We start from the raw sequence: 11207 nt of genomic DNA on the forward strand, positions 1-11207 counted from the left end.
CCACGACCAGCAGGATGCCGAGTGTGATCAGGTCCGTGCCAAGGTTCATTGGTTAGCCCCCGGGGGGCGCGTCGACGTTGAAACGGTCCCTGCCCTCGATGAAGTCCGAGGAGCGGGAACCGGGCAGATAGCCGATCGCGATGCGCGCCGGGATGCCGAGCGACCGGGCCATCACCGCCATCGCGGAGGCGAAATGCACGCAGTAACCGCGCTTGACCTCGAGGAAGGTACCGACAACGTCGACCCCGCCGCCGTCATAGCCGTCCTCGACCGGTGCGGTGGTGTCGTAGGTGAATTCGCTCCCCCGCAGGTACTCCTGCAGGGCGACGGCAGCGTCATACGGGGTCGTCGTTCCCGATGTCACCGCGCGCGCGGTCTGTTCGATGATCAGGGGGCTGCTCCGGGGCAGGCGAAGGCTCGACTCGACGCTGACCGGGTACCGGCCCGTCGCCGCGCGAAGCTGCTCGGGAGTGGGCTCGAGGGCGAGCGAGGTGACGGTGTATTCCTGGCCCCGGGTGCTGCTGTTCGTGCTCGCAATCGTCCCGGTGGGCCCGTTCCAGTACCAGTCGCCGACGAGCCCGGATACCTTCGTGGCCGCGCCAGGGGTGGGCAGCCAGGCCGAGGCGACCCCGTCGATGACGACCTGGGTGGACTCCTCCGTCGTGGCGACCTGGGCGGAGAGCCCCGGCGGCCGGTCGATTGCGTCGACGGTGTTCCCGGTGTTGGTCGGCTCGAGGCGGGCGGTCCAGCTCGGCCCGACGAACCGGTCCAAGGTGAGCAGCTTGAGGTAGGGCGGCTGAGCGGCACTCGTCCGGTAGTGCAGCGCGGCGCCGGCCTGCGAACTCCGGAGATCCTGCCCGAGGTTGACCATGGCGCTCACGCCGTCGCCGAAGAGCAGCGGTCCGGTGGCCCGGCCGCCGACGCGCCCGTCGCCGGGCAGGTTGGGAACCGCGATGCTGAGCACGAGCGCTGTGATGATGCCGAGCCCGCCGATCAGGAAGGCCCCGGTGACGGACCAGCTCCGCCCGGCAGGCCCACGAGAGCCGGCGATCCCGATACCCTCGCCCGTTCCCGCTGTGACCCCGCCGCGCCGGCCGAGGACGTCGATCCGCAGCAACAGCAGGAATGCCGCGGCCGTGAGCACGAGGGTCAGTTTCTCCGCACCGTTGTCGAGGATGAGGCCGGGGACGCCGACAGGCACCAGTACGGGCAGCCCAGCGAGCGCCGGCGCCCGCAGGGTGATCGCGAGGGCGTCCATCAGCACGGCGATCACACCGGCCCCGATGCAGAGCAGGAACAGGATGCCGGTCACGGGATCGGCCGGGGTGCCCTGGGACTGCACCGAGGCGATCCCCGATTCGACGAGGGTACGGAACCGGTCGATCGTATCGCCGGTCGGCACGAGCCAGAGCAGCCCTGTTCCGCCGCCGAAGAGCAGGGTGACGCTCCCGACGATCACGCCGGCACCGGCGAGTGGGACGACCCAGGGCTTGGGGCCGAGCGAGCGGATGCCCGCGGAGACGACGAAGACGGCTCCCGCTTCGACCGCCATCAGCCACCACCAGCCGGTGCCCTGCAGGAGAGGACCCAGCGCGGTCATCCCGACGAGCAGGAGCAGCGCGAGCGCACCGGTCACGGGCCAGCGGGAGCCGGAGGAGCGCTTCCCTGTTCTCCGGCCACCAGGCGTTTCCGGTGACGGCGACGGCCTGGCCGTCATCGTCTGCTCTGGCAGGATCCGTTCACGCAGGCTCATGCAGCGCCCCTCTCCCGCCGACGGAGTCGAGCCATGCCTCGGGCAGTGCGATAGCCGAACGCACCGGTATGCACCGCCAGCCGGCCTCCCTGAGCCGCTCAGAGGCATCCGTCGGCACAGGTTCGAGTACGAATGCAATCGCCGGCCGGGCACTTGCCGCGAGCGCGGCGAGAACGGCGAGGTCGAGGGCTGCCCCGGCGCCGAGTACAGCGAAGGTCGGAAGCGCCCCGCGGGGGACGCGTGAGCGCGGGGGCGCGAGGGGCCCATTGGGTTCGCCGGTGCCGGCGTCCCTGGCTTCAGCAGGGACCTGGAGGATGCCCGCGAGGTCCTCGAGCAGGTGCGAAATGCCGCCTGATCCGCGATAGGAGACCGGATCTCCCGACCCGGCCGTACCTCCCGCACCGTTCCCGGCCACGGGAGAGCCGCCGAGCCCGGTCGCGCCGAGCGGGGCGGCATCGGTTGCGGCCGTGGCACCGTTCGAGGCACGGCCGAGCCGGGCAGTTCCGAGTTGGGCAGGGCCGAGCTCGACGACATCGACCCGGTAACCGGCTGCGAGCAGGTGCGTGCAGACGGATGCCGCCACTTCCACCCCGAGCTCGAACGCACTCGCTCGCCGCGCCCGGTCGACCTCGCGAGCGCCCGATTCGGCGGGCGCGAGCGTGTCGAGCACGAACCGCACCCCTGAGTCGCTCCGGTGTTCCTCCTGCCGCACCATGATCTCGCCGTGGCGTGCGGTGGCCGGCCAATTCACCCGGCGCAGCGAATCCCCTGGCCGGTACTCGCGAGCGATCAGCTCGTCCGAATTCTGGTTGAGCAGTCGCTGCCGTTCGAGGGCTTCTCCCCCACCGAGCATGCTCGCGTGCCCCCGGCCGGGAAGGGGCGTCACCCGGGGAGTCACGACCAGTTCATGCCGGCCGCCGACCGCCCAGCGCGCCATCACCAGTCCGAACGGGTCGGACCGGGCGAGCACGACCGGCCCGTACTCGTACCGTCCCCGCGCGTGCGGTGCGAGCGGGAACTCGAGGCGCACGGTCCGGGCTGCCGCGTCAGGGCCCTCGCCGAAACCGTCCCAGCCGCCGCTGCGGCCCCACGCGCCGCCGAGCCCGGAGAGCGGCGGCAACGGGAGATCCCTGGGCATCGGTGTCGTTCCCATCGGGCCGGTCTCGCGCCAGCGCACCCCGGAAAGCGGCTGCACCCCGACGTTCTCGACGGTGAGCAGCTCAGTCGTCTGCCCGCCCGCGGAGACGAGGTTGGGGCGGAAGTCACGGCCGACGCGCACCCGGACGGGTCGGAGGGCCACCGACAGCCCGGCGACGATCGGCACCGAGACCAGCAGGAGGGCGATGAACAGCAGGTCCCGCCGGTTCTCCGAGAATGACACCACCGTCAGCACCGCTCCCCCGCTGAGGAAGGCGCCACCCCGGAGGGTGAGCCGGGGAAACCGAACCGGCCGCGAGGGAGGTCGCCGCGCAGACATGGCGGCTACGGGCGACCGGAGGCGCCGAGCGGCACCGGGGTCGCCGCGAGGATCCGGCGCACGATGTCCTCGAGCAGCGGGCTCGAGTCCTGATGCTGGTGCCCGAGCACCCGGCTGCTCGCCACCAGCCGGTGGCCGAGGACGGCGACGGCAAGCGCATCGATGTCGTCGGGGAGCACGAAGTCACGGCCCTGCAGAGCGGATTGCGCCTTGGCGGCACGGATGAGCTGCAGGGTTGCCCGCGGGCTTGCACCGAGGCGGAGGTCCTTGTCCGAACGGGTGGCCCGCACGATGTCGACGGCGTACTGCTTGACGGCGCTGGAGGCGAAGACACCGCGGGCCGCCGTCATCATGGCCCGCAACTGGGCGCCGGTGACGACGGCGTCGATTCCGGCGAGCGGGCTCGAGGTGTCTCGGGAGTCGAGCATCGCGAGCTCGGAGGTCGTGTCGGGGTAGCCCATCGAGATCCGGGCCATGAAACGGTCCCGCTGGGCCTCGGGGAGGGCGTATGTGCCCTCCATCTCGATCGGATTCTGGGTCGCGACGACCGTGAACGGGAGCGGAAGGAGGTAGGTCGCTCCGTCGACGGTGACCTGGCGTTCCTCCATGCACTCGAGGAGGGCCGACTGGGTCTTCGGGCTCGCCCGGTTGATCTCGTCGCCGATCACGATGTTCGCGAAGATGGCCCCCGGCTTGAACTCGAACCTGCGGTCGACCTGGTTGAAGACGCTCACGCCCGTGACGTCGGAAGGGAGCAGGTCCGGTGTGAACTGGATGCGGCTGACCGAGCAGTCGACTGAGCGGGCGAGGGCCTTGGCCAGCATGGTCTTGCCGACGCCGGGCACGTCCTCGATGAGGAGGTGGCCCTCGGCGAGGAGCACGGTCAGGGCCGTGACGACGGCGGGGTGCTTGCCTGCGATGACCGTTTCGACGTTGCGGACGATGGCCCGGCCGGCCTCGGCCACGAGGTCGAGGTCGAGGTCTGCGTCGGGCGGGGGGTCCGCCCCCGGCGCGGCCGCCGGTACCGGTCGGATGCCCGGGGCGCGCTGCGTCGGGACGCCCGCGGGGACATCCGTTGTCGCGCCGGCGGGCGGGGCGGTCACACGGGTGCCTTTTGCAGGTACTGCGCGACGACGCGGGGCACGTATGGCGAGATGTCGCCGCCGAGCGCGGCGACCTGTCGCACGAGGGAGCTGGACACGTGGGCATTCGCAGGGTCAGGCAGCATGAAGATGGTCTCGACGCCCGCGAGGTTGCGGTTCACGATCGCCATCGGTGTCTCGTATGCGACGTCGACCTGGGAACGGATGCCCTTGATGAGCACGCTTGCCCCGACCTCGAGGCAGTAGTCGACGAGCAGTCCCATGCTCCAGGACGCGACGATGATGGTGTCCGGGAGGCCGGCGTCTGCGATCGCCCGCTGCAGAAGGGAGACGCGCTGGCTGATCGGCAGGAGGGCCGTCTTGTCGGGGTTGTGCACGACGAGCACGTGCACTTCATCGAAGAGGCCCGCCGCCCGTTCGATCACGTCGAGGTGACCCAGCGTGACGGGGTCGAATGAACCAGGGACAACGGCGATCCTGCGCATACGCAATACCCTAACGCGCGAGCACGTCTCGCGCCTCCCCGGGCGGCACACTCTCGGCATTCGCCCTGCTGGGAGGCCAAATTCGCCGGCCAGCGATCGCGCGCGAAAGGCCAGGCGGAGTCTCCCGCCTGGCCTTCGTGCGCGATCTAGCCGACCAGGGCCAGCGACTGGGCCATGACCGCGTCGGACACCGCGAGGTTTCCGCCGAGAATCACGATCCGGCCCGGCTTCAACCGGGCGAGCTCCGCCGCGATGACGGCGGGAATGCCGTTGGGCTGGACGAGGAGCACCGGTCCCTGGTTCACGCCGGCGGCACCTGCACCGGACAATGCATCCTGGTAAGTCTCGCCCGTGGCCAGATAGACCACCGGCACACCCGGTGTCGGGAACGTCCCAGCGGAGATCGCGGCCGACGTGCCATAGGCATCCTGACCCCACAACCGCGTCGTCGGCGCGATCCCGGAGAGGCTCGCGAAGACACCATCCGAGACAGCCAGATTGCCGCCGAGCACCACGATCCTGGCCGGCTTCAACCGGGCAAGCTCTGCCGCGATGACACCCGGGATCCCATTGGGCTGGACGAGCAGCACCGGACCCTTGTTCACCCCGGCAGCACCGGCACCGGACAATGCATCCTGGTACGTCTCACCCGTCGCAACGTACGCGACAGGCACACCCGGCGTCGGGAACGTCCCAGCGGAGATCGCGGCCGACGTGCCATAGGCATCCTGACCCCACAACCGCGTGGCCGTCGCCGCGGCGGGCGCAGCCACTGCGGCGCTCGCGACGCTCGTCGCGGAAACCGCGGGAAGGCCGGTGGCCGTGCCGGTGACCGTCACGGTGACGGTCTTCCCCTGGTCGGCGAGGACGGGTGTATACGTCACGGCTGTTGCACCGGGAACGGCGACCCCTCCAACCGACCACTGGTAGGTGAAAACGATCGGAACCGGGGTCCAGGCTCCGGGAACGGCGGTGAGGACCTGTCGGACCGCGGCAACACCTGTGATGGTCGGGACGGCCGGCGTCACGAGGGTCGCAGGGGCCCCGACGGTGTCGTACAGGGCGTAGTCGTCAGTCACGAGCGTGCCGTTGCTGATCAGGTTGAGTCCGAAGCTGATCCCGGTGACGCCGGCAGGCACGACCGGCGTCGTCCAGGCCACCTGGGTGTACGCGGTCGCCGCGTTATACAACGGGCCAGAGGTCTGGTAGATCCAGCCACCGTCCGCGTTGCGATAGTAGAGGTCGAATTGGGTGGGCACGGTCGATTTGTACCAGGCTCTCAGGGAATAGGTGTGACCGGGGGTCGCCGTCGGTGCACAGGTTCCGAGGTCCTGCATCAGGGCGAGTTTCGCATCGCCGCTGGTCAGGCCCGTCACCACGAGCTGTTCTGCTTTCGTACCGGTATGCGCTTCTGCGGCTGTGGTGAGCGTCGTGAATGTCGCGGTGCTCACTCCAAACCCGCCCTGCTGCCAGCACTCCGGCGGCAGCGTGGTTCCGGCCGGCGGCACCACCGTGCTCGCCGTCTCGAGGCTGGGGTTCAGCACGCCGTTCTCACCGGCGGCCGGAGCTGCCCGGAAGCTGTTCGTGGACGCCACCAGAGGCTTCCCCGTTCCGCCGAGGACCTCGTGAACGGTTTTGACGATCGTGTTGGTGGTTGAAAGGGGGGATGTGGGCGTGCGGACCTTGAGCCAGTCGACGAACTGCTGGAAGAGCGTTGGCGTGATGGTCAGGTTCAGCGGGTCGCACACCCCCGGTGCGGTGTCGCAGACGTGGTGGAAGGTCAGCTGGACCCAGCCTCCGCCGTGGGTCTCGGCATCCGTCACGGTCTTCTGCAGGGTGGCGAGGGTCCAGGTCGAGTCGACTTCCTCGGGAGCCCGGGTCTGGAACGCGTCGGCCGGCGGAATCGTCTCGGCGAACACACCGGTCGTGCCGCCGACGTCGCCGAGCATGCGTCCGCTGTTGAAGCCGCACGCACTCACGGCCGCCGCGACTGCGGGGCTCACGGTCGCGAACGGGTAGGCGAAGTCCGTCGTGGTCTTGAATCCCCAGTCGTCGAGGGTATTCCGGCCCTGGCAGATCTGCTTGGTGACCTCGGCGGCGGGCAGGGTCGTCAGGTCGGGGTGGCTCACGGTGTGGCCCCCGATCTCGTGCCCGCTTGCTGCCATCGCGGTCAGTTGCGGGACGGTCAGATAGTTGGATGCGCCGATCCAGCCGGTCGTGATGAAGAAGGTTCCCTTAAGTCCCGCCGCGTCGAGGATCGAAACGGCCGCACTCTGGTCGGCGTCGCCGTCGTCGAACGTGAGGCTCACGACGGTCACCGGGTCGGTGGTCGCGGCCTGGGACGGGAGGGCCGTCCCCAGAACGGAACCGAGGGACAGCAGCATCACGGACGCTGTTCCGAAGGCGCGCCACCTGGGCCGCCGCCGGAGGGGACTACGCAAGGTCACTCGCAGCGAGTCGCTTGTGTAAGCGGGTTCGGACTGGGACATGTCAACTTCCGTTCGGGCGTCGGGAATCGAATGGTGGGCGAGTGCGTGGGCCGGGTGTGTTCCAGCGCTGTGTGGTCGACGATTCCCGGTGGACGGCACCCGGGTCGATGAAGCTCTTCACCGAGCCCGGATAGACTCCCAAATCGTCCCCGATCGCGCTGGTGCGCAACCCGGGGGAAGGACCTGTTTGATTGTTGAGGCACCGTAGCACCGCGCTCGCGGGACGGGATAGGCCGGGAATCACCCCCACTTCGCGGGTCGCCGGGTGCCCGAAACGACCCAGACCGGTGGCGATGGCGTCGGCCAGGTCTCATTCGGCGGCGCGGAGTTCAGCCCTTGGTGAGCGAGGCCCGTTCCGCGTCGTCGAGTCGCCGGCGCACCGCATCGCGCAGGGCAGGCACGCTCGCGAACTCGGGGTCATCCGCCGCGAGCTCCTGTGCGTGGGTGCGCGCCTCGAGGATGAGTTCGCCGTCGGTCGCGACCCGGAGCAGCCGCAGCGAGGAACGCCCGCCGGACTGCGTGCTGCCGAGCACATCGCCTTCCCTGCGCAGCTCGAGGTCGATCTCGGCGAGCTCGAAACCGTCGAGGGTTGCGGCGACGGCCTCGACCCTCGACCGGGCGAGAGAGTCGACTTCCGCACGGGTGACGAGCAGGCAGAGCCCCGGCACCCCGCCGCGGCCGACCCTCCCGCGCAACTGGTGGAGCTGCGAGACGCCGAACCTGTCGGCGTCGAGCACCACCATCACCGAAGCGTTCGGCACGTCGACGCCGACCTCGATCACCGTGGTGGCCACGAGCACATCGATCTGGCCCGCGGCGAAGGCGAGCATGGTCTGGTCCTTCTGGTCCGCGGTCATCCGGCCGTGCAGCGGTTCGATCCTGGCCGCTGCGAGCTCCGGCCGGGAGCGCAACCTCTCGAGCACGACCTCGACGGATTCCGGGGGCACGGCCGGCGCGGCGTCGGCGGCGCCCTTCTCTGTCGCCGGCTGTTCGAATTCCTCGCCCTCCTCAAGTTCCTTCGGCGCGATCGCAGGGCACACGACGAAACCCTGCCGGCCGAGGGCGAGCTCCTCGGCCAGCCTGGTCCAGACGCGCGAGAAGGTCTGCGGCTTTTCGGCGAGCGCCACAACATAGGTCTGGATGCCCTGCCTGCCTGCCGGGAGCATCGCGATCGTCGACACGTCGAGGTCGCCGAAGACCGTCATGGCCACCGTGCGCGGGATCGGTGTCGCCGTCAGCACGAGGAGGTGTGGTGGCACAGCACCCTTGAGGCGGAGTGCCTCCCGCTGATCGACGCCGAAGCGGTGCTGTTCGTCGATGACCACGAGTCCGAGGTCGAAGAACGACACCGATTCGGCCAGGAGGACGTGCGTGCCGATCACGATCCTGGCCTGGCCGGAGACCGCTCGCAGCAACGCCTTGCGTCGAAGGGCGACGGGCAGTTTGCCGGTCAGCAGCACGGGCACAAGTTCTGCGGCCAGGTCGGGGCCGAGGATCTGCACGATCGACCGCAGATGCTGGGCCGCGAGCACCTCCGTCGGCGCAAGCAGGGCGGCCTGCCCCCCGGTGTCGGCGACGGCGAGCATCGCCCGCAGCGCGACGAGCGTCTTGCCTGAACCGACCTCGCCCTGCAGGAGCCGGTTCATCGGTGCGGTGTCGGCGAGGTCCCTCGCGATCTCGGCGCCGACGGTCAGCTGGTCGCCGGTGAGGGTGAACGGAAGGCGGGCGTCGAAGCGTTCGAGGTACCCGCCGGGGACGGGCACCCGTGCGGTCGACTTCGTCGCCCTGGCGACGTTTCGCTGCTGCACGAGCGCGCTCTGCAGCACGAATGCCTCGGTGAACCGAAGGGTGTCGCGGGCCCTGATCCAGTCGGCGTCGACGGCGGGTTGGTGGATGAGCTCGAGGGCCTTCCGGTGCGGCAGCAGGCCGCGTTCGGAGCGGAGCGCAGGCGGGAGCGGGTCCTCGACGGGGCCGAGGTGCTTGAGTATCTTTCCGACGATCGTCTGGAAGTCCCAGCTCGCGACCGCGGCGGTCGCCGGGTAGACCGGGACGGGCTCGACGAGCCAGGCCTCGCCTTCCGTGGGAATCTCGTGTTCCTGTTCCTCGTCGCTCCCGGCGACGAAGAGCTTGTAGTGCGGATGCGCCAGCTGCAGCTGGTTCTTGAACGAGGTGACCTTGCCGGTGAACATGCCGCGGGTGCCCGGTGCGAGCAGCTTCTCGCGCCAGGCCTGGTTGAAGAACGTGAGGGTGAGGATGCCGCGGCCGTCGGAGATCTTGACGGTCGTGATCGAGCCCTTGCGGGTCTTCATGTCGTGGGTGGAGATCGAACGCACCTCGGCGAAGATCGTGACCTGTTCGTCGAGCGGCAGTTCGCTGATCGCGCTGAGCTCTCCGCGCCTGGCGTAGCGGCGAGGGTAATGACTGAGCAGGTCGCCGACGGTGCGCATGTCGAACGCCTTGGCGAGCGATTTCGCTTCGGCGGCCGTTATCGTTCCGTGTGCCGTGAGCGGGGTATCCAGGGTCAGGGCGCCGGTGAGCTTCTCGCCGTCCGCCGCGGTCGCATCCGTCATCCTTCGATCGTAGGCGCGGCCGCCGACACTGCGGTCCGGCTAGGCTCGAACGGACATGACGCGCATCATCTCCGGGTTCGCCGGTTCCCTGCCCCTCGCTGTTCCCAAGTCGGGCACACGCCCCACGAGCGACCGGGTGCGCGAGGCGATCTTCTCCGCCCTCGACGCCCGTGACATCATCCGGGGCGCCCGGGTGCTCGACCTCTACGCGGGCTCCGGTTCCCTCGGGCTCGAGGCCGCGAGCAGGGGTGCCCGCATCGTGACCCTTGTCGAGAACAGCTACGGGGCCGCTCAGATGTGCCGGAAGAACACCGACGCGGTGCTCAAGGCCGCCCCGAAGAAGGACGCCCCGTCGATCCGCGTCTCCGCGCAGGCCGTGCAGTCATTTCTCGCGGCGACGGGCGACGGGTTCGAACTCGTCTTCCTCGACCCGCCGTATGAGCTCTCCGACGTCGAACTCGGGCACAACCTGCTCGCCCTGACCCCCCTGCTCGACCCGGACGCCCTCGTCGTCGTCGAGCGCAGCTCCCGCTCCCCCGAGCCGTCCTGGGGTCCTGGCCTCGCTTCCGAGCGCCGCAAGGACTACGGCGACACGACCGTCTGGTACGCCGCCCCGGTGCTCGCCGGCCCGTAGCCGCCGCAGGCGCGGTCAGCCGAGGGCGCCGTCCCAGCCGCGGTACGGGTCCCAGCCGCCCTGCTCGTGTGTGCGGCCGTCGACGAGGACCGTGCCCGCGGCATCCGTCGCCGTGCCGATCACACGGAAGCCCTCCGGCAGCACGGCGCCGGCAGGGAAGGTCGCGAGCAGGCCGTGGTCCTCGCCGCCGCCGAGCGCGAGCCCGACGCTGTCGCCGAGGGAGTCCGCCGCGAAGTCGATTCCGACCCCGCTCGCCTTGGCCAGGCGCCCGGCATCGATGAAGAGGCCGTCGGAGAGGTCCATCATTGCGGTCGCCCCCGCGAGGGACGCGGCAGGGCCGCGGTCGATCGGCGGTGTCGGGGCGAGCTGGGCGCCCACCTCGACCGGGTAGCGCTCCCGGACGGCCGCGGCGAGCGCGGCATCCGGAACACCGTTCGTGTCGACTCCGTGCCGGAAGAGCAGTGCGAGGCCGGCCCCTGCCTCACCGAGCCCCCCGGCGAGGGCCACGACGTCGCCTGCACGCGCTCCGGAGCGCAGAACCGGTTCCCGTCCCTCCAGGTCTCCGAAGGCCGTCACGGCCAGCGTGAGGGCGTCAGAGGCGGACAGGTCGCCGCCGACGACGCCACACCCCGGCGCGAGCGCAGCGCAGCAGTCCCGGAGCCCGTCGGCGATGCCCTCGATCACGGAGATGGGGGT

General features: G+C 70.0%; 8 protein-coding genes. 1 reads left to right on the top strand and 7 read right to left on the bottom strand.

The genetic code is table 11. The features are described 5' to 3' along the window. Positions 1 to 52: 52 nt before the first annotated feature. From QN357_RS14995 to QN357_RS15020, 6 genes are all read right to left on the bottom strand, one after another. Positions 53 to 1753 carry a DUF3488 and transglutaminase-like domain-containing protein gene (locus tag QN357_RS14995; protein ID WP_323505116.1) on the bottom strand — a complete coding sequence of 567 codons (1701 nt, stop codon included), beginning with the start codon at positions 1751 to 1753 and terminating at the stop codon, positions 53 to 55. After that, positions 1740 to 3137, bottom strand: a complete 1398-nt coding sequence (locus tag QN357_RS15000) for a DUF58 domain-containing protein (RefSeq protein ID WP_134447542.1) — start codon at positions 3135 to 3137, stop codon at positions 1740 to 1742. The genes QN357_RS14995 and QN357_RS15000 overlap by 14 nt, the downstream gene beginning before the upstream one ends. Before the next feature lie 98 nt (positions 3138 to 3235). Next, positions 3236 to 4195, bottom strand: coding sequence for an AAA family ATPase (locus QN357_RS15005; RefSeq protein ID WP_241975540.1), 960 nt, complete (start codon positions 4193 to 4195; stop codon positions 3236 to 3238). 134 nt (positions 4196 to 4329) lie between these two features. After that, positions 4330 to 4818 carry a pantetheine-phosphate adenylyltransferase gene (coaD, locus tag QN357_RS15010; RefSeq protein WP_134447540.1) on the bottom strand — a complete coding sequence of 163 codons (489 nt, stop codon included), beginning with the start codon at positions 4816 to 4818 and terminating at the stop codon, positions 4330 to 4332. Between the two features lie 146 nt (positions 4819 to 4964). Beyond that, positions 4965 to 7202, bottom strand: a complete 2238-nt coding sequence (locus QN357_RS15015; protein ID WP_241980942.1) for a cell wall-binding repeat-containing protein — start codon at positions 7200 to 7202, stop codon at positions 4965 to 4967. Between the two features lie 434 nt (positions 7203 to 7636). Next, complete coding sequence (locus QN357_RS15020) at positions 7637 to 9877, bottom strand: ATP-dependent DNA helicase RecG (RefSeq protein ID WP_322140857.1); 2241 nt, start codon at positions 9875 to 9877, stop codon at positions 7637 to 7639. A 55-nt stretch (positions 9878 to 9932) separates the two neighbouring features. Between QN357_RS15020 and rsmD the strand changes: the two genes are divergently transcribed. Further along, on the top strand, positions 9933 to 10511 hold the full coding sequence (gene rsmD / locus QN357_RS15025) for a 16S rRNA (guanine(966)-N(2))-methyltransferase RsmD (RefSeq protein WP_134447536.1): 579 nt from the start codon (positions 9933 to 9935) through the stop codon (positions 10509 to 10511). 15 nt (positions 10512 to 10526) lie between these two features. Here rsmD and QN357_RS15030 read toward each other — a convergent pair. Next, positions 10527 to 11207: thiamine-phosphate kinase (locus QN357_RS15030; RefSeq protein ID WP_323505117.1), on the bottom strand; the 681-nt coding region annotated here is incomplete at its 5' end.

The organism is Cryobacterium sp. RTC2.1 (assembly GCF_035018685.1).
Lineage (GTDB): Bacteria > Actinomycetota > Actinomycetes > Actinomycetales > Microbacteriaceae > Cryobacterium > Cryobacterium glucosi.